Consider the following 22,260-nt stretch of genomic DNA (forward strand, 5'->3'; position numbering starts at 1 on the left):
TCACACCATGGTTTGCAGCACGGCCACAGCCAGCGCGTGGTCTTCGGCCTGGGGCAGGCCGGACACGGTGAGCACACCGAACATGCCGGCACCGCGTATGCGCAGTGGGAACGCGCCGCCATGGGCCGCGTATTCGCGCGGGTCCAGGCCGGAGTCGGCTTCAAAGTCCTTGCCCTTGCTGCGGTACAGCGCGCCCATGTAGAACGAACTATGGGCAAAGCGACGCACCACGTTGACCTTGCGCCGCACCCAGTCGGCGTTGTCGGGCGTCGTGCCCTCCATGGCGTGCTGGAACAGCTGCAAGTCGCCCCAACGTATGTCCACCATCACCAGCTGGCCCACGCGCTGCGCCGCGTTGACAACGGCCAGGCCCAGGTCCAGCGCCGTGGCATGCGAAAAGCTGCTGAACTGCAGCGCATCTTCCTGGCGCAGCAGCTCGGGCAGCAGGTCTTTATCGGCTTGCGACATCCAAGTCTTCCTTCATGTTGCTATATTTACTATAGCTGCCAGCACAGTTATTCCCTACGCTAGCGGCATGTTTCTTATAAATCTAGAGGGTAGCCATGTCGATCACGAAGCGGTACTTCACATCGCTTTTGAGCATGCGGGCGTAGGCGGCTTCGATCTGGTCCATGGCGATGGTTTCGATATCGGCGGTGATGCCGTGCTGGGCGCAAAAGTCCAGCATCTCCTGCGTCTCGCGGATACCGCCGATCAGCGAACCGGCAATACGGCGTCGCCGCATGATCAGGCCAAACACATTGGGCGAGGGGTGGGCGTGCTCGGGCGCACCCACTAGCGTCATGGTGCCGTCGCGCTTGAGCAGGCCAATGAAATCATCCAGATTGTGCGAAGCCGCCACGGTGTTCAGAATGAAGTCGAAGCTGTTGGCGTGCGCGGCCATTTCGTCGGCGTTCTTGGACACCACGACCTCCTTGGCGCCCAGGCGCAGTGCGTCTTCGCGCTTGCTGGCCGAGGTGGTGAACAGCACCACGTGCGCGCCCATGGCGGCGGCGATCTTCACACCCATATGGCCTAGCCCGCCCAGGCCGACGATGCCCACCTTCTGGCCCGGCCCCACCTTCCACTGGCGCAGCGGCGAATAGGTGGTGATACCGGCGCACAGCAGCGGCGCCACGGCGGCCAGGTCGGCCTCGGCGTGGCTGATCTTCAGCACAAAGGATTCGCGCACCACCATGTGGCTGGAGTAGCCACCGTAGGTGTTGGTACCGTTGGGGAACAACGGGCCGTTGTAAGTACCGGTAAAGCCGTTGTCGCAATACTGCTCCAGGTCTTCGGCACAGGCGCTGCAGTGCTGGCAGCTGTCCACCATGCAGCCCACGCCGACGATGTCGCCTACCTTGTATTTGGACACCAGCTCGCCCACGGCGGTAACGCGGCCGACGATCTCATGGCCGGGCACAGAAGGATAGATGGCGTTCTGCCATTCATTGCGTACGGTGTGCAGATCGGAATGGCAGACACCGCAGTACAGCACGTCCAGCGCCACGTCCTGCGCGCCAGGGCTGCGGCGTTCGATATCAAGAGGCGCCAGGGCGGCGGTGGGGGATGTGGCGGCGTAGGCTTTGGCGATGCTCATGGGGCTCTCCGTGAAAGGGAAAGCGGGCATGGTAGGCCTAAGCTGCACCGCGCGCAGCACAGGGTTATTCAGGCACCCGACTGCAGGCTCTTACGGTAGGCCGCCAGGCCGAAATCATAGGCACCGCCCGTGCTGCTGCCCTGGCTGGTGCCGCTGTACAGCCCCAAGGACGCCAACATGCCTTGCTGGCTTTTCAGAATGCTGGCGCGCTGGGCCAGGGAGGACAGATACAGGCCCAGATGGCCGTCCATCGCCAGCTCCTGCGTGCTGGCAGCTGACACCTGCTGGCCCAGCGCCCCCAGGCCTTGGGCCACGGCGATCGGGTCGGCTTTTTGCGCGGCTTCAAAAGCGTTTGCATCCAACACCAGCTTGCCATTCGCACCCAGGTCCAAACCGAGTTGGCCCAACACGCTCTGGCTGCCGTTCGTGGCGTTCACCGCATGCAGCAGGTCCTTGATGGTGCGCAGCGCACTTTGCGTGGCCGCACCATCACCGGTGACCGAGGCGGCAGCCTTGGCGCTGTCGATCGCGGTGTTGTAGGCCGCCACGAACTGGCCGAGTGCGGCTTTCTGCGCGGCCGGCTTGCTACTGCTGCTGCCGGACACCGCAGCCAGGGCTTGGCCCACGGTCTGCACATCCGACAGCGCAGACTTGAGCTTGCCAAACGAGGACAGCTGGGCCGTGGCCACGTCCACCTGCGCCTGTATGCGCTTTTCAGCCTTTTGGAAGCCGGGCTGTGCCGCCAGTCCGGTTTTGCCAGCGTTTCCCGTCTGCTGGCTCGCGTTCGTCCCCAGGTAGAGGGCTACCGCGTTGGCCTTGACGAAGTCGTTGATATTCATGGTGCAGCCGGGCAGCGTAAAAAACCGTGGCCCAGTGAACCAGTCTAGTCCTTATCTGCGCAGATAGCCAATCCACGCCTACAGCCGGCGGAAAGCCACCTTCTGGCTGGCCCAATAACGGGTGTCCAGCGGGTCCAGCCGCACTTCGCCACCACTCGATGGCGCATGCACGAAACGGCCTTCACCCACGTAAATGCCGGCATGCGTGCCCCGGCCAAACACCACCAGGTCACCGGTGCGCAACTGGTCCCGCGGCACGGCCTGGCCTTCGCCTTGGAGCTGGGCTACGGTGCGCGGCAAACGCAGGCCGGCGCGGCTTTGGTAGACGTAGCCAATCAAGCCGCTGCAGTCAAAGCCACCGGCCGGCGTGTTACCGCCATAGCGGTAGGGCGTGCCCACCAGGCTCAGCGCATAGAGGGTGACATCGTTCGCCTGGTCTACCGACAGGCGTGAAGGAATATCGACCGGGTTGATGGCGCTGCTGACTTCCGGTGCCCGGGGTGGGCTGGCGCAGCCACTTAGCACCAGCAGCGCGGCGGCCAACGGAAAAATACAAAAACTTTGACGGATATGCATAACGGCCCCACTGTACTAGCAGCTGGGATGCGTAGCGGCACTGTTCAGTTCCACTTCCACACCACCCAGGCACTCATCACGGCACCGACCAGCCACAGCGCGAGCGTCTGTGACACGGCATAGGGATACAGCATCAAGGCCAGGCCCACGCAAATATGGTCCTTACGCTCGGCCTTGCGGCCATGGCGAAAAGCGATATAGCCAACAATGCTGAACAGCAACACGCCCACCAGATAGGCCGGACTGGGCAAGCTCAGTCCCATGGACTGCAAGGTATCCAAATCATTCATGCGCGGCATGGTAAACCGCGCACCGCCTGGCTAGCCAATCTTTACCGGTGCCCCCGTGCGCGCACTCTCGTACAGCGCATCCAGAATCTCCATCACCACCAGGCCCTGGTCGCCCCCCGCGGGATGCGGCTGGTCGCTGAGTATGGCCTCGGCATAGTCGTGCATGGCCGACTTGGCCAACGCCGTGGGCGGACACATATGCATGTCCACCGGCGCGCCGTTGACCTCGGTGAACACATGGGCGTCGAAGGTGTAGCCCTCATGCAGGTTCTTCTGTAGCAAACCAGCCTTGGTGCCCAGCAGCCGGGTTTCCATCAACTCGGCCTCCTGGATGTTGGCAGCCCAGGAGGCCTCCAGCGCCAGCGTGGCGCCGTTTTCAAAGCGGATGAAGCCGGCGGCCAGGTCTTCCACGTCAAAGGTCTTGCCGGCCTTTGTAGCAATCTCACTGGCGATGGGGTTGTAGGTGCTGCCCATCACCCAGGTCGGCTGCGGGTAGCCCATCAGCCATAAAGCCAGGTCCAGGCGATGCACGCCCAGGTCGATCAGCGGGCCGCCGCCGGCCAGGGCCTTGGTGCCAAACCAGCCGCCAAAGCCCGGCATGCCGCGTCGGCGGTGCCAGATGCTGCGGCCAAAGTAGAAGTCGCCAAACAGGCCCGCATCCACCTGCGTCTTCAGCGCACGTGAAGCAGCCGAGAAGCGGTACGAGAAATTGATCATCAACCGCTTGCCCGCTGTATTCGCAGCGTCCAGCATTTCGCGGCCCTCTTGCGCGTTCATCGCCATCGGTTTTTCGCACAGCACATGGCAGCCCGCAGCCAGTGCGGCCAGGGTCAGCTCCTTGTGGAATTTATTCGGCGTGCAGACGCTGACTACGTCCAGCTGGGCGTTGTCCAGCAGAGCCGCCGCACTGGCGTAGCGCTTGGCAATACCAAACTCATCACCCACCAATGCCAGCCGCTCTGCGTCCGGGTCAGCAATCGCAACCACCTCGACCAGGGGGTGTTCCTGCCAGCCCTTGATGTGGTGCCGGCCTATGCCCAGGCCGATGACGCCTACACGTAGTTTTTTGTCAGTGCTCATACGAGGTCTGCCTTGGTTTGGGTGATGCCAACATTGGTGAAACCGGGCTTGTGGCTGATGGGCTCCAGCGGCGCAGCATTCGGGCACACGTCCACGATGTTCACGCGCGGCACGGCCCATTGCACGGCGTTGGCGATCACACGCTGCACGTTCTTGTCGTGGTAGGTCGGGTAGGCCTCGTGGCCGGGGCGGAAGTAAAAGATGCGGCCATGACCACGCTCCCAGCAGCAGCCGGAGCGGAACACCTCGCCACCCTCGAACCACGAGATGAACACCGTGCTGTCCGGCTGCGGAATGTCAAAGCGTTCGCCGTACATCTCTTCATTCGGCAGCTCGAAATATTCGCCCAGGCCGGCAGCGATGGGGTGCGATGGCTCGACCACCCACAGGCGTTCTTTCTCGTGCGCCTCACGCCATTTCAATGAGCAGTTGGTGCCCATCATGCGGCGGAAGATCTTGGAGAAATGGCCGGAGTGCAACACGATCAGGCCCATGCCTTCCAGCACACGCTTTTGCACACGGTCGACGATGGCGTCTTCCACCAGGTTGTGCACCTTGTGGCCCCACCAGACCAGCACATCGCAATTCGCCAGACGCTCTTCGCTCAGGCCGTGCTCGGGCTCGTCCAGCGTGGCGGTGGTCACATCCAGTGCCAGCGTGCCGGGGCTGCGCTGCAGCGCCTGGGCGATGGTGGTGTGCAGGCCCTCGGGGTAGATGGCGGCAACCGCCTCATTTTCGCGTTCATGGCGAAATTCGTTCCACACAATAACAGAAATACGGGTTTTCACGGGTTCACTCCTGGGTTAAGAATTTATGCCGGTTTTCCCAGCTAAGTGGCCTAGACTGTAGGCTTGCGATCGGCTTGCCTCAAGCGCGATTGCTGCCAAAAAACCGCAATGAATAGCAAAAATCATGGACCGCAGACTTGAAGCCAGCTCCTGCCTGCAGGCCAGCCCCGACGCGCCAGCCAACGGGCCAGACGCCCATGCCATGCGCCAGCACCTGGGTGATTTCGTACAGCGCGCCATGGCCGGCCAGCTGCGGGTGCACCTGCCGCACAGCGCGCAGGTCACGCGCGGCGAAGGGCATTTCCATATCGGTCCCGAGCTGTTCCTGCAGACCAGTGGCTGGACCCGCTTCAGCTTTCCCTACGGCCAGCTGACCCTGGGTCCGGGTGAGGCACTGCTAATGCCCCCGCAGCTGCTGCACCACGAACAGGTGGGCGCAAACGGCCCGCAAGCCTTTGCCAACCTGGTGGTCTACGCCGAAGCCCATGCGCTGACCTGCCATCTGGCGCAGGAAATCCACCCCGGCCAACCCGGCATACGCCATCTGGAAATGCGCCAGCACCCGCAGGCCCGGCCCATCCATGACTGGCTGGCCGATGCCGCCCGCCTGGGCCAGGGTGACGATGTAGCCTGGGTGCGCACGCAGATACAGGCCCTGGTCGCCGCTGCAACTTCCGGCGTACTGCGCGCGCTGGACACGCTGGACCCACAGGCCACGCCCGAATCCACCTGGGTCACCAAGGTGCGCGTGCTGGTGCAAAACCAGCTGGGCGACCAGGATTTAAGCGTGCGCGGCCTGGCCCAACAATGCGGCTGCACGGCAGACTACCTGTCGCACCTGTTTCGCCAGCAAACCGGAGAAGCCCTGGTGGCCTATATCAACCGCATGCGCATCAACCGTGCGGCCCGGCTGCTGACCGACAGCGCGCTGGCGGTAAAAGAAGTCGCCTGGGCCTGCGGTTTTGCCAACCCCAGCTACTTCATCCACACCTTCCGCGCGCAGCATGGGCAAACACCCAAAAGCTACCGGCAAACCCGGGCTGTGGTGAAATCTGCGGCATGAAAACCCTCATCTTCGCGGGCAGCACCCGCCAACAGTCGTACAACCGCAAACTGGCTGCGGCCACCACCCTGTTGGCCACGGCTGCCGGGGCCGAGGTAACGCACATCGAGCTGGCCGACTTCAACATCCCCATGTACAACGCCGACCTGGAGGCCGAAGGCACGCCGGCCGACGTGATGCGCCTGAAGCAGCTGATGTTCGAGCACCCGGCCTGGATCATCTGTGCGCCCGAGTACAACGGCAGCTACCCCGCCCTGCTGAAGAACACGCTGGACTGGGCCTCCAGCCCGGTCAAGACCGACCCGGTGTGGAAGGACGGCATGCGCTCCTTCAGCGGCAAGGTGGTGGGCCTGCTGAGCGCCTCACCCGGCGGCCTGGGCGGCCTGCGTTCGCTGTCGCACCTGGCGCCGCTGATGCTGAACCTGCAGTGCTGGGTCAGCCCCAAGCAGTTCGCTCTCAGCCGCGCCTTTGAAGCCTTTGCCGAAGACGGCAGCTTGAAGCAAGACGCGCACCGCGCCGGCGTGCAAACCGTCATCGACCAGGTACTGTGGGCTGCCCGCAAGTTCCATGCTTGATTGGCCTCTGGCGCAGGTAATACGTGCGCTGGTCACTACATAATTTATAGCAATCCAAAGTTCATGAGCAAAACTGTCCCTTCCAATGAACCCAGGGAACCGGCTTTGCCGGGCCCTAGGGTTCGCCCCCTGCAAGGGGGTTGGAGGCCACCTGCGTTCTCGGTCCAACGGGCCGATTCCGGGGCAGTGGGCAAGCCTGGGGGTGAGTGTCGTCTCGGCTGCGGCGCGTGTTGCATCGCGCCCAGCATCAGCTCGCCCATTCCGGGCATGCCGGTCATCAACGGCATCAGCAAGCCGGCTGGCGTGCGTTGCGTGCAGCTGGACGAGGCCAACCTGTGCCGCATCTTCGGCCAGCCGGAGCGCCCGGCGATCTGTGGCCAGCTGCAGCCTGCAGCAGACATGTGCGGCAGCAGCCAGGTCCACGCCATGCACTTCCTGGCACAACTGGAAATCGCCACCCGGCCTAACACAGCGCCGGTTTAAGCGCATCCCACAAGGCTTTTTGTTTGGGTTTACCCTGCGCTTTTTGCAAGACAGGAACCCGCATGACTTCATTGTTCGACCCGGTACAGGCCGGTAGCCTGCAACTGGCCAACCGCATCGTGATGGCCCCGCTGACGCGCAACCGTTCGCCCAACGCCATCCCCACGCCGCTGGTGGCCGAGTACTACGCCCAACGCGCCAGCGCCGGCCTGCTGATCACCGAAGCCACCGCCATCAGCCAGCAAGGCCAGGGCTATGCCGACGTACCCGGCCTGTACGGCACCGAGCAGCTGGACGGCTGGAAGCGCGTCACTGACGCTGTCCACGCCCAGGGCGGCAAGATCGTGGTGCAGATGTGGCACGTAGGCCGCGTCTCGCATGTGGACCTGCAGCCCGACGGCCAGGCGCCGGTGGCGCCTTCGGCCATTGCTGCCAAGACCAAGACCTATCTGATCAAGGACGGCCAGGGCCAGTTTGCCGAAACCTCGGTACCGCGTGCGCTGGACGCCGAAGAGCTGCCCGGCATCGTGCACAACTACCGCCACGCGGCACGCAATGCCATCCAGGCCGGTTTTGACGGTGTGGAAGTACATGCGGCCAACGGCTACCTGCTGGACCAGTTCCTGAAACGCGGCGCCAACCAGCGCACCGACGACTATGGCGGCAGTATTGAAAACCGCGCCCGCCTGCTGCTGGAAGTGATGCGCGCCGTGGCCGAAGAAATTGGCGGCGGCCGCACCGCGCTGCGCATTTCGCCAGTGACCCCAGCCAACGACATCCACGACCCCGATCCGCAGCCCCTGTTCGACTACGTGGTGCGCGCATTGGCGCCGCTGGGCCTGGCTTATGTGCATGTGGTGGAAGGCGCCACCGGCGGCCCGCGCGAGCTGCCCGAGCGGCCGTTTGACTACGCTGCCCTGAAGACCGCCTACCGCCAGGCCGGTGGCAAAGCCGCCTGGATGGTGAACAACGGCTTCACCAAGGCCCTGGCCGAGCAAGCCCTGCGCAATGGAGACGACCTAGTGGCCTTTGGCAAGCCTTTCATCAGCAACCCGGACCTGGTACGCCGCCTGCGTGAAAACGCGCCCCTGAACCCGCCTGACCAGGCGACTTTCTACGGCGGCGGCGCCAAGGGCTATACCGACTACCCGATGCTGGTGGTTTAAACCGCTCGGCAACCCGTCTAAAGCCTCCACGGCGTGCCTTTGGCCGCTGTGGAGGCTTTTTTTATGGTTTTCAACAAAATCGTGGCTGTAGCGCAGGTATTACCTGCGCATGCAGCTATAAATTAAATAGCAAATACGATTTCAAAAAATTTTTGACCGCTGCTGGCACCCGACCAGAAATCCACGGATCGCATGCGGACTTTGGTGTTGGCTATTCTTCTAAATCTTTTATTAATACATAGTAGTAGTAGTAAGCATTGGCACTGTCTGTGGGTAAGCCAGTTTTTGGCTTTGCAATCAACAGCTTAGGCCGTGTACCTGGATGTGCGTGACCCTGACTTTTTGGTGTCACGCAAATATGAACAACTTTTGAAACCCATGATCTCCTGTGGATAACTGGTGTGTTGTGCCAGAACTATCCACAGGCTTTTAAACACAGGACTTGTATGGCTACCTCTTTGAAGATTGATTTCGTCTCCGATGTCTCCTGCCCCTGGTGCGTGGTGGGTCTGAAGTCGCTGGAACAGGCGCTGGACCGCGTGGGCGACAGCATCCAGACGGAGCTGCATTTCCAGCCCTTCGAGCTGAATCCGCAAATGGCGCCCGAGGGTGAAGACACCACCGAACACCTGGCCCGCAAATACGGCTCCACCCCGGAGCAGGCCGCCGCCAACCGCGAAAACATCCGCGCCCGGGGTGCCGAGCTGGGTTTTACTTTCCGCATGGACAAGCGCCACCGCATCTACAACACCTTCGATGCGCACCGCCTGCTGCATTGGGCCGAGCTGGAAGGCAAGCAGCGCGCGCTGAAGCAGGCTTTGTTCGACGTGTATTTCACCGAGGGCGAAGACCCCAGCTCGCACGCCTTGCTGGTGCGCGTGGCTGGTCAGGTGGGCCTGGATACTGAGCAGGCTAAAGCGATTTTGGAATCGGGCACCTATGCCGACGAGGTGCGTGAGCGCGAACGCTTTTATACCGACAACGGCATCCATTCGGTGCCCGCCATCATCATCAACGATAGGCATCTGATTTCCGGCGGCCAGCCACCCGAGGTGTTTGAGCGCGCTTTACGTCAAATTGCGGCTGATTCTTAGCTCACCCCCAGGCTCCAGTGCTTCGCACTTTCCGCCAACCCCCATGCAGGGGGCAACAGCAGCAGCCTGGCAAAGCCAGTTCTGCGCTGTTTCTGGAAGGCACGTTTTCTATCTGTGCGTGGAGCCGATACGCACCAAGCCAGCGCTGCTAGCCGAATTGCGCCTCACTTTGTGCACATAGGTGGTGCACTTTGTACACAATCTGCTCTTTGTATTGAGCACATAAGTTGGCACGGCCTATGCATAGGGCATCCCTATGCAAGCCTCCACCCCCACTTCTTCGCCCTCGGCCATCGAAATCATCGCGCTGACCAAGCGCTATGGATCGGGCAAGCCAGCGGTAGACAGCATCAATCTGCGCATCGCCAGCGGTAGCTACTGCTGCCTGCTGGGTCCGTCGGGCTGCGGCAAGAGCACCACGCTGCGCATGGTGGCGGGACACGAGTCGGTCAGCAGCGGCGACATCCTGCTGGAAAACCGCAACATCACCGACCTGCCTGCGGCCGATCGGGGTACGGCGATGATGTTCCAGAGCTTTGCGCTGTTCCCCCATCTGTCCGCGCTGGACAACGTGGCCTTCAGCCTGAAGATGAAAGGCGTGGACAAGGCCCAGCGCCATGCCAAAGCCAAGGATTTGTTGGACCGCGTGGCCATGGGCCACTTGGCCGATCGCAAGCCGGGTGAACTGTCGGGTGGCCAGCAGCAGCGCGTGGCCCTGGCCCGTGCGCTAATCACCCAGCCCAAGGTGCTGTTGCTGGACGAGCCTTTGTCCGCGCTGGACCCGTTCCTGCGCATCCAGATGCGTGCCGAGCTGCGCCGCTGGCAAAAAGAACTCGGCCTGACCTTCATCCACGTGACCCACTCGCAGGAAGAGGCCATGGCCCTGGCCGACACCATGGTGGTGATGAACCACGGCTTGATCGAGCAAGTGGGTTCGCCGCACGAGGTCTACAACCGCCCGGCCAGCGAATTCGTGGCGCGCTTCATGGGCGGCCACAACGTGCTGGATACAGCCGCCGGCAAGATTGGCGTGCGTACCGACCACATGCAGATCATTCCCGCCGAAGCGGCCCAGCCAGACGGCCCGCACAACATGCGCGCCGTGGTCAGCGATGTGGAGTACCAGGGCACCTATGTGCTGCTGGGTCTGCAAAAACCCGGTGTGGCGCAAACCGCCAACAGCACCGCCGAATTTTCCGTGATGGTGTCCGAGGCGCAATTCGCGGCCCGGCCCTACAGCGTCGCTGAAAAAGTCCAGCTGGCATGGGCCCCGGAGGCCGCCCATTCCTTGAGCCAAGCATCTGCCCCCGTTTCCGTTCCCGCCACGGCGTAAGTCGTTTTCTACTGCAACCCCCAGGAGTTTTCACCATGTCTGACGTACTACCCAAACCCACCAACGCTCTCGCAGCCACCATGCAGCGCCGTTCCCTGCTCAAGGGCACCGCAGGTATTTTGGCCACCGGCATTTTCCCGGCCGTGCATGCGGCAGACCCGATTGTTCTGCGCTACCTGGGCACTGCGGTGAACCAGGACAAGGAAATCGCCGACAAGTTCGAAAAAGACACCGGCATCAAGATCCAGTACGTGGCCGTGACCACCGACGACGTGACCAAGCGCGCCGTTACCGCACCCAACAGCTTTGACCTGATCGACTCCGAATACTTCTCGCTGAAGAACATCGTGCCGACCGGCAACCTGAAGGGCATCGACACCAAGCGTATCAAGAATGCCGACAAGATCACCACGCTGTTCACCAAGGGTGAAGTCGGCGGCAAGAAGGTCGGCGACCAAGGCACCGCGCCCAAGAAGGTGATCTACCTGGAAGGCGAAAAGAGCAAGAAGTTCTCCGCCACGCCCACCCAATTCATGAGCCTGATCCCCACCGTGTACAACGCCGACACGCTGGGCATCCGCCCTGACCTGATCAAGCGCCCCATCTCCTCCTGGGCCGAGTTGCTGAACCCTGAATTCAAGGGCAAGGCTGCGATTCTGAACATTCCCTCCATCGGCATCATGGATGCTGCGATGGTGGTGGAAGCCATGGGCATCTACAAGTACCCCGACAAGGGCAACATGACGAAGAAGGAAATTGATCTGACGATCAAGACCCTGATCGAAGCCAAGAAGCAAGGCCAGTTCCGCAGCCTGTGGAAGGACTTCAACGAGTCCGTCAACCTGATGGCTTCCGGCGAAGTGGTGATCCAATCCATGTGGTCGCCTGCCGTGACCGCCGTGCGCACCAAAGGCATTGCCTGCAACTTCCAGCCGCTAAAGGAAGGGTATCGCGCCTGGGCTTCCGGCTTCGGTTTGCCCGCCACCCTGTCTGGCAAGAAGTTGGACGGTGCTTATGAGTTCATCAACTGGTTCCTGGACGGCTGGGCCGGTGCCTACCTGAACCGCCAAGGCTATTACAGCGCCGTGCTGGACACTGCCAAAGCCAAGATGGAAGCCTACGAATGGGCTTATTGGATGGAAGGCAAGCCTGCTTCGCAAGACATCAAGAGCCCGCACGGCGATCTGCTGGCCAAGAAGGGCGAAACCCGCGACGGCGGCAGCTACGAAGACCGCATGGGCGGCATCGCCTGCTGGAACGCCGTGATGGACGAGAACGCTTACATGGTTCAGAAGTGGAATGAGTTCGTAGCAGCATAAGCTCACCCCCAGGCTTGCCCACTTCGTGTGGCCTCCTCCCCCCTTGCAGGGGGCACAACCAGCGGCCTGGCAAAGCCAGTTCCGCGGTTGTTCACGAAGGGGCTTCGCTGCGCTTGCCTTGGGGGCATTCGTTTCACCTCCCGCACTCCGTTGGTGGTGAAACGAATGCGGAATGCATTTGAATGGAATCGGCCTGTAGCGCAGGTACTACCTGCGCAAGCAGCTACGATTTTGATAGTAACGTGGACACACACCGATGAGCACACCTAGCGCACCACTTCCTTCGCCTACGGCTGCGCCGGGCCGCAGCATCGCGGCCTGGTGGCAGGCTTTGCCTTTGACCACGGTGTTTTTTCTGTTCTTTCTGGTACCGCTGGCGCTGGTGTTGATGGTCAGCTTCTGGGACTACAACCAGTACGAGCTGTTGCCGGACATCACGATCAAAAACTATCTGGCGGTGTTTGAAGGCTGCTTGTCGCCCGGCGATATGTGCGTCACCTTCAAGACCTATCTGTCCACCTTCAAATTTTGCTTGCTGGTCTGGCTGATCACGCTGGTGATTGGTTTCACCGTGTCGTATTTTCTCGCCTTCCACATCAAGTCCAGTGGCGTGCAGGTGGTGCTGTTCGTGCTGTGCACGATTCCGTTCTGGACCTCGAATGTGATCCGCATGATCGCCTGGGTGCCGCTGCTGGGGCGCAACGGGCTGGTGAATGAAGTGCTGCTGACCACGGGCATGGTCGATAAGCCGGTGGAGTGGCTGCTGTTCTCCAGCTTCTCGGTGGTGCTGGCTTTTGTGCACCTGTTCACTACTTTCATGATCGTGCCGATTTTCAACAGCATGATGCGTATCGACCGCAGTCTGATCGAGGCCGCCAACGACAGCGGTGCCTCGGGCTGGCAAACGCTGTGGAATGTGATCGTGCCGCTGTGCCGCTCCGGCATCATCATCGGCTCCATCTTCGTCATCACCATCGTGATGGGCGACTTCGTCACCATCGGTGTGATGGGCGGCCAGCAAATTGCCTCGGTGGGCAAGATCATCCAGGTGCAGACCTCGTACCTGCAGTTCCCACTAGCCGCGGCCAACGCCATGATTCTGCTGGCCCTGGTCTTGATGATCATCTGGGCACTGACCCGCATGGTCGACATTCGCAAGGAGCTGTGAGATGAACCTGAACAAAAAGCCCGCCGCCTTCTGGGTGCTGGCGCTGATTTTTGTAGCCTATGTGCTGTTCCTGTACGGCCCCATGCTGGTCATCGTGGTGCTCAGCTTCCAGGGCCCCGATGGTGGGCTGACATTCCCGATGCGGGGCGTGTCGCTGCACTGGTTTCGTGAGCTTTTCAAAGGGCTGGGCGTGGTGGACATCGGCGCCGCGCTGACGCGTTCGCTGGGTCTGGGGCTGACGGTGATGGCGTTCACCGTGGTGCTCTCGGTGCTGGCTGGCCTGGCGTTTCGCAAGAAGCTCAGCGGCGGCAGCGTGCTGTTCTTCATCGTGGTGGCCAGCCTGATCATGCCGTCCATCATCGTGTCCCTGGGCATTGGCCTGGAGTTCCGCCTGCTCGACAGCGGCATCAAGAAGGTGCTGGAAACCCTGGGTTGGCAGGACACGCTGGACAGCTACGGCACGGCCCTGGGTATTTACACCTCGGCCCTGGGCGCGCACCTGACCTGGACGCTGCCCTTTGGCCTGCTGATCATGTTCGCCATCTTCAACCGCTTCAACCCGTCCTATGAAGAAGCCGCCCGCGACCTGGGCGCCACGCCCTGGCAGACCTTCAAGCATGTGGTGCTGCCGCTGATTGCGCCGTCGGTGGTTGGTATCGCCATGTTCGGCTTCACCCTTTCGTGGGATGAAATTGCCCGCACCTCGCAGGCGATTGGCGATGTCAACACCCTGCCGCTGGAGCTGCAGGGCCTGACCACCACTGTCACCACGCCCTCTATCTACGCCATCGGCACGGTGACCACGGTGGTCTCGTTCATCGTGATGGGCCTCACGCTGATGCTGGTATGGTTGTTGAAACCCGGTAAAAAAATAAACCCATAGTGCATGCCTGGCCCGATGGCCAGGACGCCAACACAAAGGCCGTTGACAGTGACCCCATCCCCCGCCCCCGCGCTCAGCGACAACGATATTTACGAGCGCATCGTCTCCGCCATCCTGGACCACCGGCTGCAGCCTGGCACCAAGCTGGTGGAAGACAAGCTGGGCGCAGCCTTTGGCGTGTCGCGCACACGCATACGTCCGGTACTGGTGCGTCTGGCGAACGAGCAGATCGTCACCATCACGCCCAACCGCGGCGCCTGCGTGGCCCAGCCCACCGAGCAGGAAGCCCGCGAAGTTTTCGAAGCCCGCCGCCTGGTGGAGCCGCCGCTGCTGGAGCGCTTCATGCAAAACGCCACGGACGCAGACATCGCCGAGCTGGCACGCTTTATTTCTGAAGAAGAGGCCGCGCGTGAAAGCGGCGACCTGCGCCACGCCATCCGCATGTCGGGCGACTTTCATTTATTGATTGCCGAGCGCGCGGGCCAGCAAACCCTGGGCCGCATCCTGCGCGAGCTGGTATCGCGCACCTCGCTGATCCTGATGACCTGGGGCCCGGTGGCACTCTCGCCCAGCAGCGCGCGGGCTGGTGCCTGTGGCTGCCTGGAGCACCGCGCCGTGCTGGACGCCATCCGCCTGCGCGACGTGAAAGAGGCAACCCGCTTGATGCGCGAACACCTGAGCCACCTGGAAGACCAGCTGCAGTTCGAACCCGTTTCGGTAGCCCCTCCCGATCTGGTCGAGCTTTTTGGCCACGCCGCCTGATATGCGCCATTTACTGGTCATTAACCCCAACACCAGCGACAGCGTGACCGGGTTGCTGCGTACCCATGTGCTGGCCGCCAGCGCACCCGATGTGGCCGTGCATACCGTTACCGCCCGCTTTGGCGCGCGCTACATATCGTCGGAAGTCAGTTATGCCGTGGCAGGCCATGCCACCCTGGATGCCTGGGCCAACTGGCTGGCCCAAGGCGGGCCGGTGCCAGATGCCGTGTTGATAGGCTGTTTTGGCGACCCCGGCCTGCTGGCCTTGCGCGAGTGCAGCGCCGCACCCGTCATCGGTCTGGCCGAGGCGGCTTTCATGGAAGCCGCGCAGCATGGCCGCTTTGCCGTAGTCACTGGCGGAGCCGCCTGGAAACCCATGTTGCAGCGTTTGGCCTACAGCCTGGGCTATGGCGACAGCCTGGTCCACATCCATACCGTGGAAGCTACCGGTGCCGAGCTGGCAGCCGACCCAGAAGCTGCCTGTGCCCTGCTGGCAAAAGCCTGCAGCGAGGTTGCCCAAGCCACCGACGTGCAGGCCGTCATCCTTGGCGGCGCCGGTCTGGCCGGCATGGCGGCCCAGGTACAGACTGCGGTGGGTGTGCCAGTGATAGACAGCGTGTTGGCCGGCGCACGCCAGGCCTTGCTGGCCCCGGCCAGCGCAGTTACGCGCTCGGCCCTGCCAGGCTTGTGGATGGGTCTGTCGCCGGAGCTGATGGCTTTGGCCGGGGATGCCTGAAGGTCACCTGCAGATCGCCTGAGCCCACCCTCGGCCCAGCGCGCATCTTTGCGCCTTGCACATGCAGGCGGCGGATAGCGCCTAGCGCACAAAGTATGGCGTCTTCAAATTTGATGAATTCATGGAAATTGATGCGTCATCATCAAAAAATGATAAACACATCGTGATGAATAAGGAAAATTTCGTTAATTTTTCATATTAACGATAAAAACGATTAATTTACACTCGTGTTTGTTTGATTTGTATCAAGTTGAGTACTGCCTGCAACGTCCACCATTGCAGCAGCGGTCAAGTTATCGGACGGAATTACCCGCAATTGCCTCTGATTCAGTGCTGACCGCATTTAGCAGTTATCAAACAGGAGATACACCCATGACTGTTCCCGCCTCCAACCATCCATGCTGGCAACGTCTTGCCAGCGGCGGCATCGCCCGCCTGAAAACCCAACATCTGGGAACTCAGTTGATGACGAAACGCATCGAGCGCAGCACGGATTCACTTGCTGTCAAAGCCAGTGAACTGCATGCTTACTTCGCCAAATGGGAAAGAGCACTCCCAGCCGAAGTATCTCAACTTGCCTCTTTTTAATTGGAGTCCTCCATGAACGAACTCATTTCCGTAGCCGCGGCGGCTGAACTCATCCGTAAAGGTGCTGCATTGAGCCTGGCTGGTCCCGAATCCGCCTTGGATCAATTGCCCGCAGGCAATTGGATTGGCGGCACCATCCCGTATTTCATGGTGGCCGGAGGTGGTACCGTGGTGACCGAAGGCAAGGTGTTTGTGACCGATCTATCCAAGCTGGGTCACATCAGCATCGCCAGCTATGGACCTGCGGAACTCGCGGGTATTGTGGGACATGCGCCAGAAAATGGCTTTTCCCTGACCATCATTCCGGCCGGGAGCCAATCCCATCAGCGCTTTGCTGCCGAAGCCTCCAGCAATCCAGATGCTTTCCTGAAGCCTACGGTGGGCTGGATCTCGGGTGTGCATCTTTCGGACCTGGGCCGCGTAAGCCCCAAGGTCTACGACGGCCGCACCGCCAGCAAACACGAAGACCGGGCCGTCGTGGCGTATGTCAGTCTGCCTGCAGACAAGCTTGCATCGGTGGAAATCGTCAACCTGTTTGAACCCGATGCTGGTGATGTACTGCACTTCTCGGACACCTCTTTCCAGGTAGGCGAATGCCTGGTGAACGGCAAGAAAGTCGATTTCGCGCAGTACCTGCGCAGCAACGGCCTGGATGGCGGCAAGTTGCCCCTGGTTGGCGACTTTGCGGGTGCACACATCAACGTTTCTGTACAAAACATTGATGATGTCAAAGGCGTGGTAAATCTGTATGCGCCGGTGTTTCCGGGTGTGGACTACCACTTTGCCAAGCCGGTGCCAGACTATGCAAACGCCTTCCGTGCACGCTTGGCCAAGGTGGATGCCCAGGGTGTGGTGATGGGCTGCAATTGCATCCTGAACTTCTTGTATGGAGAGCTGGAAGGCAAGGCAATCGGTGGTGTGCAGGGGCCGGTAACCTTTGGTGAAATCGCCTACCAATTGCTGAATCAGACCATGGTGATGATCCGTATTTCCTGACACGGGCAAGGCTGAACCCAGTTCAGCAGCATAGTAAACGCTATGAAAATAAGAGCTGCTAGCGTACATCCGAATTGCGCTAGCAGCTCTTTTCGTTTCCAAGAGTAAATCTGTTTCAGTTTGTTAGTTGGGTCATACGTCACAAAAAAGTACCACCCAACCTCGCCCATAATTTTGGCTCGCCTGCCTGGTGCGGCCCCAAGGGTCCGGCGCCATCCCAGCCCCTTTCCACGGGAACCGCATGACCAGCCTTTCAGACCTTACCGCCGTCTTCGGCAATGGCCTCAGCCAGCACGCCCGCCTCATCACCATCCAGGCCTCCGAAGCCAGTGGACTCCATGCCGCCTTGTCGGTAGAGCGCTTCACCGGCACAGAGGCGGTCAACGCGTTGTTCTGCTTCGATGTGGATGCCCTGTCGCTGTCCACCGACCTGCCACTGGAATCCCTTCTTGGCGAAGAACTCACGTTGCGCCTGCTGCAGGCCGACGGCAGCCAGCGTGCCTGGCACGGCTACTGCACCGATGCTGCCTGGCTGGGCACCGACGGCGGCCTGGCCCGCTACCGGCTGCGGCTGGAGCCCTTTCTCGCGTTCCTGCGCCTGCGCCGCGACAGCTACATCTTCCAGGATCAGACCGCCCAGCAAATCGTCGCCGAGCTGCTGGCCGACTATCCGCAGGCCAGCCTGCAATGGCAAGCCACGCAAACGCTATTGCCGCGCCCGATCTGCACCCAGTACCGTGAAACCGACCTGGACTTCTTCACCCGCCTGCTCGCGTCCGAAGGCCTGAGCTGGTACTTCACCCACAGCCAGGAAGATGCTGCCGGCGACGGTGAGGGCAACGCCGATAGCAGCCTGCGCGCTCGCCACCAGCTGGTGGTGGTGGACGCTGCCGCCGAGGCCCCGCCTCTGCCCGGCGGTTTTGAGCGCATTCGCTTCCACCGCATGGACGCCACTGAAGAGCAGGACGCCATCACCGCATTCCGTGCCAGCCAGGCCGTGCGCCCCAACGCCGTGGTGCGCGCCAGTTGGCACCCGCAACAGCTGCTGGCGCACGCCGCTAACGCCAGCAAACCACCGGCTGCCGAGGCCGTGCCCACCCTGGAGGTTTTTGACGGCAGCGGCGAACGTCAATTGCAGGATGCCGACCACGCGAATCGCCAGGCCCGCTGGATGCAGCAGGCTTTGGCATTGGACAGCGTTGCCTTCCACGGTGAAGGCGCGGTACGCCAGCTGCAGCCAGGGTTCAGCTTCCAGCTCACCCAGCACGACGGTTATGCCGAAGACGGCAGCAGCAACGCCTTCAAGGTCTTGCGCGTCACCCATGCCGCGGTGAACAACCTGGATATCGGCATTGGCAATGCGGGAGGCCCATCGCTGCGATCTTTCGGTCTGCTGGCAAACATGCCTGCGGGTACAGAAAGCGGAACGTACAGCAACCACTTCAGCTGCGTGCAGACCACGGTACCCATCGTCCCTCTGGCAGCCGCCCGGCCCATGCGCGCCACGGCACTAGGCCCACAAACCGCCATTGTTGTGGGTTTGCCAGATACCGCGGTGACCACCGACCGCGACCACCGTGTGAAGGTCCAATTCCCCTGGCAGCGCGGCACCCGCCCCCTGCCCGGCGGCCTGTTCGACACCGGCAACAGCATTGACACAGAAGGCAATGCCCCCGGCGACGACAGCAGCGGCACCTGGGTGCGCGTAGCCGAAGCCCTGGCCGGCCCCAACTGGGGCAGCCAGTTCACCCCGCGCATCGGCACCGAAGTGCTGGTCAACTTCGCGGACGGTGATATGGACCGCCCCGTGGTGCTGGGCCAGTTGTACAACGGCTCGGACCTGCCTCCGTTCAGCGCTGGCATGGACTCTGGCATCAACCATGCCGGCGTCATCAGCGGCATGCACAGCCAGGGCCTGGATGGCCAGGGCTACAACCAATGGGTGGTGGACGACAGCACGGGCCAGCTGCGCATGCGCTTAGGCAGCAGCACAGCCGCCAGCCAGCTCAACCTGGGCTACCTGGTCAGCCAGGCCCCCAACAGCGCGCAGCGTGGCAGCTACCGGGGCAGCGGCTTCGAGCTGCGCACCGACGCCTGGGGCGTTGTGCGCGGCGGCGAAGGCGTGCTGCTCAGCACCCATGCCCGACCCCAGCAAGGCACCAGCGTGGCATCCACCCAGATGGACGCCACGGAGAGCCTGGCCCAGCTCAAAAGCGCCCAGCAACTCACCCAGGCCCTGGCCGATGCGGCCACCCACCAGACCGCAGGCAATAGCAGCCAAGCCATTCAGGCCCACAGCGACTTCGTCACAGCCATCGACCCACAGCAAAGCGGCAAACACCCCGGCAGCGTCAACGGCCAGCAAGCCTTCAAAGCCACAGCCACAGGAACAGGCAGCCATGAACTGGATACCGGCGCACCGGTAGAAAAGTTCGCTACCCCGCTGGTGCTGCTGGAAACCCCGGCCAGCACCCATTGGGCTAGCCCGGCCAGCACCGCTGTATTCGCCGGCAACCAGCTGCAATGGACCACCCAGAGCGACACCCACTGGGCCGCCGGTGCCACGCTGTCCAGCGTCTCTGGCGAAGCCACCAGCCTGTTCAGCCACGCAGGCGGTATCCAGGCCTATGCCGGCAACGGAGCGCTATCCCTGCAAGCCCATACCGACGCCCTGGAGATCCTGGCCGACCAGGCCGTCACGGTGGTCAGCGTCAACGGCGACATCCAGATCCTGGCCAAAGACAAGGTCACCTTGCAGGCCGGGCAATCGTCGGTGGTGCTGGATGGCGGCAACATCACTTTCACCTGCCCGGGCACGTTCACCGTCAAGGGCGGGGCGCATCCGTTTGAGGGGCCGGGGAATGATGCGGCGGAGATGGCTAAGTTGCCGGATACGCGGGTGAAGTTGTTTGATGAGGCGTTTATTTTGGAAGACAGGGACACGGGCGCACCATTGGCCAATTACCGCTATCGTATTCAGCGCCCAGACGGCAGCTACGAAGAGGGCACTACCGATGTATTAGGACGAACCCATTTACTTGCCTCTGCAGATTTGGAAAATCTCACTATTGAAGTGGCAAAAGCGTAAACCATGGCACCTAAATTTAAAAAAGTGGGGTCATCGGTGATGTCGCCCACAGACAACAAAAACCGTAAGAAGATTCAAATCAAAGTTCCTCAAACAGAGAACATAATCTTTGTTGGCTCAGAAATGCACTATGACAGTTTCTGGCTAAAAATGATGTTTGTTGCTGCTGCCTACGCGAAAATAAAAGATTTGCATCCTGCAAAAAAAACTACGGTCGGGTATGTGGATAATGGCTATACCCGTTCTGAAAAATTAAGCATAGATAATTTACGTGATCAGTATGGATTTGAGATAGTAAAAATATCAAATTCTACGGATATTATTGATTTGCTTAATAAAGATAGGGATGACGTTAAGCTGCAAGACGTGGCGTTCTTTTCGCACGGCGTGGTTGGAAGGATTGCGCTGGATTATGATGGTGAAGATGACATTAATTTTGAAATTAAAAATTTCACTAGTGTGCGCAAGGATGCATTTATGTCTACTGGTCGCATATATTCATATGCGTGTAGAACTGGAGTGTCAGTAGAAGATTTGACTTTGGGTTTTAAATCCGAGGCGGATGCGCATCCTGAAAACAGTTTTGCTCAAAAAATGGCTGATCATTTCGATATTGAGGTACATGCTTTTCTACGGCGCAGCCATTATGGTGACGTGATCCGTGTCAAATCGGAATCAGCCACCATCAGCAGCACGCTTAAAACTGCGCGCGCTACCAAAGAGGGCTCTGTTATCGACATTCCACCCGAACACGAGGCTCTGCCACATCCTGGTTTGGCCTCTAGCTGGAACCCTGTAAGCAGTGCTAAACGTGAGGGTACCGTGGACTATGCACTGTGGCGCAAACGTGGTGGTTTATCGCTACCCGTGGCGGGTGATTCACCAACCGGTTTGCCTGCGGAAATGCGTGTATTTACAGCAAAAAAGAAATGAACAATTTCATACAACCCAAGGGCAATCGATATTTACGATTTACTGCTTGGTTCTTAGTAATCACCGCATTTATCTCGGCGATTTCTTATATTGGTTTTAATGAATTTGCGAGGTATAAAATGCAAGCACTTAACCAGAAAATCCGCTCATCGGTTGAGTTTGACGAGTACATGGGGAAAATATTAGCCAAACCAATATATACTCCAGAATCTGGAAGTAAAACTTCGCCGGTTCACTTTCAACTGGATTTTGGAGCAGGTTTATCTGAAAATAATAACTCTTTGGTTTTAATAAGCTCAGATGCTGCTGGATATGAATTTATTTATCGAGGCCCATATCAAAAAAAATTCACAATTCAAGCGGATGAAAAATTGTTGAGTTCAAATTATGGAAATGGCGCCGACAATTTCACTATCACCATAATTCAGAAAAACAATAGAACAACTGGCACTGGGGTTATTGAATCCATCCGTCCCTGGCAAGCTAATAAAACCGTTCACATTCAATTATTGCCGTTTCGAGAACTAAACAAACTTGGTTTACCAGAAACCTTTAAGGTAGAAATCGATTAGGCATACCAAGATATTTGTGCAAACGAAACTTACCTGCAAACCAAATAAGCCGCTACCGCAAGTCTTAATTACATAATTAGCCATTTAATAGAGAGATAAATACGGTATTTATACTATGCATGGATAGACGCGTTCTTATAGTTTTTACGCAATGGATGAGTTTCACCTGTATCTAGTCTTAATATTGTTTCTCGGAGGCAATAGGTATTTCGTGTGACCACCACGCGCAGAACTATGGTCTTCCCTTATGGGAATGCTTTTGGGTACCTGAGTGAATCCGACATCGCGTGACCAAGACCTTGGGTTTGACGAAGAGAAGTCGCTGCGC

Annotated in this window: 23 protein-coding genes; 16 read left to right on the forward strand and 7 right to left on the reverse strand. The window is 60.0% G+C overall.

All coding sequences use genetic code 11. From position 1 onward, the window contains the following. The 7 genes from AC07VY_RS22845 to AC07VY_RS22875 all read right to left on the reverse strand — a co-directional run bounded on the left by AC07VY_RS22845 (position 1) and on the right by AC07VY_RS22875 (position 5,173). Positions 1 to 468 carry a heme-degrading domain-containing protein gene (locus tag AC07VY_RS22845; RefSeq protein WP_495099487.1) on the reverse strand — a complete coding sequence of 156 codons (468 nt, stop codon included), beginning with the start codon at positions 466 to 468 and terminating at the stop codon, positions 1 to 3. 82 nt (positions 469 to 550) lie between these two features. After that, a complete protein-coding gene (locus tag AC07VY_RS22850) occupies positions 551 to 1,600 on the reverse strand; it encodes an NAD(P)-dependent alcohol dehydrogenase (protein ID WP_495099486.1) in 1,050 nt (349 codons plus the stop codon). A gap of 68 nt (positions 1,601 to 1,668) precedes the next feature. Beyond that, positions 1,669 to 2,439 (reverse strand): flagellar filament capping protein FliD, encoded by a 771-nt coding sequence (fliD, locus tag AC07VY_RS22855; RefSeq protein WP_495099485.1) that lies wholly within the window; start codon positions 2,437 to 2,439, stop codon positions 1,669 to 1,671. A gap of 78 nt (positions 2,440 to 2,517) precedes the next feature. Beyond that, positions 2,518 to 3,015 (reverse strand): C40 family peptidase, encoded by a 498-nt coding sequence (locus AC07VY_RS22860; protein ID WP_495099484.1) that lies wholly within the window; start codon positions 3,013 to 3,015, stop codon positions 2,518 to 2,520. 44 nt (positions 3,016 to 3,059) lie between these two features. Next, positions 3,060 to 3,305 carry a hypothetical protein gene (locus tag AC07VY_RS22865; RefSeq protein WP_495076993.1) on the reverse strand — a complete coding sequence of 82 codons (246 nt, stop codon included), beginning with the start codon at positions 3,303 to 3,305 and terminating at the stop codon, positions 3,060 to 3,062. Positions 3,306 to 3,335: 30 nt separating this feature from the next. Then, positions 3,336 to 4,385 carry a Gfo/Idh/MocA family protein gene (locus tag AC07VY_RS22870; protein ID WP_495099483.1) on the reverse strand — a complete coding sequence of 350 codons (1,050 nt, stop codon included), beginning with the start codon at positions 4,383 to 4,385 and terminating at the stop codon, positions 3,336 to 3,338. Beyond that, positions 4,382 to 5,173 (reverse strand): ThuA domain-containing protein, encoded by a 792-nt coding sequence (locus AC07VY_RS22875; RefSeq protein WP_495099482.1) that lies wholly within the window; start codon positions 5,171 to 5,173, stop codon positions 4,382 to 4,384. The genes AC07VY_RS22870 and AC07VY_RS22875 overlap by 4 nt, the downstream gene beginning before the upstream one ends. Before the next feature lie 124 nt (positions 5,174 to 5,297). Here AC07VY_RS22875 and AC07VY_RS22880 point away from each other — a divergent pair, with 124 nt between their 5' ends. From AC07VY_RS22880 to AC07VY_RS22955, 16 genes are all read left to right on the forward strand, one after another. Further along, complete coding sequence (locus tag AC07VY_RS22880; protein ID WP_495099481.1) at positions 5,298 to 6,236, forward strand: helix-turn-helix domain-containing protein; 939 nt, start codon at positions 5,298 to 5,300, stop codon at positions 6,234 to 6,236. Continuing rightward, entirely contained in the window at positions 6,233 to 6,811 is a 579-nt protein-coding gene (locus tag AC07VY_RS22885) for an NADPH-dependent FMN reductase (RefSeq protein WP_495099480.1), read from the forward strand. The genes AC07VY_RS22880 and AC07VY_RS22885 overlap by 4 nt, the downstream gene beginning before the upstream one ends. Positions 6,812 to 6,997: 186 nt before the next feature. Continuing rightward, positions 6,998 to 7,294 carry a YkgJ family cysteine cluster protein gene (locus AC07VY_RS22890; RefSeq protein ID WP_495099479.1) on the forward strand — a complete coding sequence of 99 codons (297 nt, stop codon included), beginning with the start codon at positions 6,998 to 7,000 and terminating at the stop codon, positions 7,292 to 7,294. Positions 7,295 to 7,356: 62 nt separating this feature from the next. Further along, positions 7,357 to 8,460, forward strand: a complete 1,104-nt coding sequence (locus tag AC07VY_RS22895) for an alkene reductase (protein WP_495076987.1) — start codon at positions 7,357 to 7,359, stop codon at positions 8,458 to 8,460. 446 nt (positions 8,461 to 8,906) lie between these two features. Then, positions 8,907 to 9,554, forward strand: a complete 648-nt coding sequence (locus AC07VY_RS22900) for a DsbA family oxidoreductase (protein ID WP_495099478.1) — start codon at positions 8,907 to 8,909, stop codon at positions 9,552 to 9,554. 256 nt (positions 9,555 to 9,810) lie between these two features. Beyond that, on the forward strand, positions 9,811 to 10,887 hold the full coding sequence (locus AC07VY_RS22905; protein WP_495099477.1) for an ABC transporter ATP-binding protein: 1,077 nt from the start codon (positions 9,811 to 9,813) through the stop codon (positions 10,885 to 10,887). A 35-nt stretch (positions 10,888 to 10,922) separates the two neighbouring features. Then, positions 10,923 to 12,206 (forward strand): ABC transporter substrate-binding protein, encoded by a 1,284-nt coding sequence (locus AC07VY_RS22910; RefSeq protein WP_495099476.1) that lies wholly within the window; start codon positions 10,923 to 10,925, stop codon positions 12,204 to 12,206. Positions 12,207 to 12,462: 256 nt separating this feature from the next. Continuing rightward, positions 12,463 to 13,374: an ABC transporter permease gene (locus AC07VY_RS22915; protein WP_495099475.1), complete on the forward strand. Its 912-nt coding sequence runs from the start codon at positions 12,463 to 12,465 to the stop codon at positions 13,372 to 13,374. A gap of 1 nt (position 13,375) precedes the next feature. Next, positions 13,376 to 14,257 (forward strand): ABC transporter permease, encoded by an 882-nt coding sequence (locus AC07VY_RS22920; protein ID WP_495099474.1) that lies wholly within the window; start codon positions 13,376 to 13,378, stop codon positions 14,255 to 14,257. 15 nt (positions 14,258 to 14,272) lie between these two features. After that, on the forward strand, positions 14,273 to 15,019 hold the full coding sequence (locus AC07VY_RS22925; protein ID WP_495077059.1) for a GntR family transcriptional regulator: 747 nt from the start codon (positions 14,273 to 14,275) through the stop codon (positions 15,017 to 15,019). Position 15,020: 1 nt separating this feature from the next. Then, positions 15,021 to 15,755, forward strand: a complete 735-nt coding sequence (locus AC07VY_RS22930; protein WP_495099473.1) for an aspartate/glutamate racemase family protein — start codon at positions 15,021 to 15,023, stop codon at positions 15,753 to 15,755. Positions 15,756 to 16,127: 372 nt separating this feature from the next. Then, positions 16,128 to 16,343, forward strand: a complete 216-nt coding sequence (locus tag AC07VY_RS22935; RefSeq protein ID WP_495076980.1) for a hypothetical protein — start codon at positions 16,128 to 16,130, stop codon at positions 16,341 to 16,343. Between the two features lie 12 nt (positions 16,344 to 16,355). Further along, positions 16,356 to 17,339, forward strand: a complete 984-nt coding sequence (locus tag AC07VY_RS22940; protein WP_495099472.1) for a DUF6976 family protein — start codon at positions 16,356 to 16,358, stop codon at positions 17,337 to 17,339. A 241-nt stretch (positions 17,340 to 17,580) separates the two neighbouring features. Continuing rightward, on the forward strand, positions 17,581 to 20,427 hold the full coding sequence (locus tag AC07VY_RS22945; RefSeq protein WP_495099471.1) for a type VI secretion system Vgr family protein: 2,847 nt from the start codon (positions 17,581 to 17,583) through the stop codon (positions 20,425 to 20,427). Between the two features lie 3 nt (positions 20,428 to 20,430). Continuing rightward, positions 20,431 to 21,360 carry a hypothetical protein gene (locus tag AC07VY_RS22950; protein ID WP_495099470.1) on the forward strand — a complete coding sequence of 310 codons (930 nt, stop codon included), beginning with the start codon at positions 20,431 to 20,433 and terminating at the stop codon, positions 21,358 to 21,360. After that, the gene (locus AC07VY_RS22955; RefSeq protein WP_495099469.1) at positions 21,357 to 21,932 is read left to right on the forward strand and encodes a hypothetical protein; all 576 of its coding nucleotides are present in this window, start codon (positions 21,357 to 21,359) and stop codon (positions 21,930 to 21,932) included. Before AC07VY_RS22950 ends, AC07VY_RS22955 begins: the two co-directional genes overlap by 4 nt. The last annotated feature ends 328 nt before the right edge of the window (positions 21,933 to 22,260 follow it).

Source organism: Rhodoferax sp. GW821-FHT02C08, assembly GCF_059421805.1.

Coding starts and splice junctions, on each gene's coding strand:
- AC07VY_RS22870 (WP_495099483.1), bottom strand. CDS start 4,385: ATGAGCACTGACAAAAAACTACGTGTAGGCGTCATCGGCCTGGGCATA.
- AC07VY_RS22945 (WP_495099471.1), top strand. CDS start 17,581: ATGACCAGCCTTTCAGACCTTACCGCCGTCTTCGGCAATGGCCTCAGC.
- fliD (WP_495099485.1), bottom strand. CDS start 2,439: ATGAATATCAACGACTTCGTCAAGGCCAACGCGGTAGCCCTCTACCTG.
- AC07VY_RS22900 (WP_495099478.1), top strand. CDS start 8,907: ATGGCTACCTCTTTGAAGATTGATTTCGTCTCCGATGTCTCCTGCCCC.
- AC07VY_RS22860 (WP_495099484.1), bottom strand. CDS start 3,015: ATGCATATCCGTCAAAGTTTTTGTATTTTTCCGTTGGCCGCCGCGCTG.
- AC07VY_RS22885 (WP_495099480.1), top strand. CDS start 6,233: ATGAAAACCCTCATCTTCGCGGGCAGCACCCGCCAACAGTCGTACAAC.
- AC07VY_RS22940 (WP_495099472.1), top strand. CDS start 16,356: ATGAACGAACTCATTTCCGTAGCCGCGGCGGCTGAACTCATCCGTAAA.
- AC07VY_RS22950 (WP_495099470.1), top strand. CDS start 20,431: ATGGCACCTAAATTTAAAAAAGTGGGGTCATCGGTGATGTCGCCCACA.
- AC07VY_RS22925 (WP_495077059.1), top strand. CDS start 14,273: ATGGCCAGGACGCCAACACAAAGGCCGTTGACAGTGACCCCATCCCCC.
- AC07VY_RS22865 (WP_495076993.1), bottom strand. CDS start 3,305: ATGAATGATTTGGATACCTTGCAGTCCATGGGACTGAGCTTGCCCAGT.
- AC07VY_RS22905 (WP_495099477.1), top strand. CDS start 9,811: ATGCAAGCCTCCACCCCCACTTCTTCGCCCTCGGCCATCGAAATCATC.
- AC07VY_RS22910 (WP_495099476.1), top strand. CDS start 10,923: ATGTCTGACGTACTACCCAAACCCACCAACGCTCTCGCAGCCACCATG.
- AC07VY_RS22850 (WP_495099486.1), bottom strand. CDS start 1,600: ATGAGCATCGCCAAAGCCTACGCCGCCACATCCCCCACCGCCGCCCTG.
- AC07VY_RS22920 (WP_495099474.1), top strand. CDS start 13,376: ATGAACCTGAACAAAAAGCCCGCCGCCTTCTGGGTGCTGGCGCTGATT.
- AC07VY_RS22895 (WP_495076987.1), top strand. CDS start 7,357: ATGACTTCATTGTTCGACCCGGTACAGGCCGGTAGCCTGCAACTGGCC.
- AC07VY_RS22880 (WP_495099481.1), top strand. CDS start 5,298: ATGGACCGCAGACTTGAAGCCAGCTCCTGCCTGCAGGCCAGCCCCGAC.
- AC07VY_RS22915 (WP_495099475.1), top strand. CDS start 12,463: ATGAGCACACCTAGCGCACCACTTCCTTCGCCTACGGCTGCGCCGGGC.
- AC07VY_RS22930 (WP_495099473.1), top strand. CDS start 15,021: ATGCGCCATTTACTGGTCATTAACCCCAACACCAGCGACAGCGTGACC.
- AC07VY_RS22955 (WP_495099469.1), top strand. CDS start 21,357: ATGAACAATTTCATACAACCCAAGGGCAATCGATATTTACGATTTACT.
- AC07VY_RS22935 (WP_495076980.1), top strand. CDS start 16,128: ATGACTGTTCCCGCCTCCAACCATCCATGCTGGCAACGTCTTGCCAGC.
- AC07VY_RS22845 (WP_495099487.1), bottom strand. CDS start 468: ATGTCGCAAGCCGATAAAGACCTGCTGCCCGAGCTGCTGCGCCAGGAA.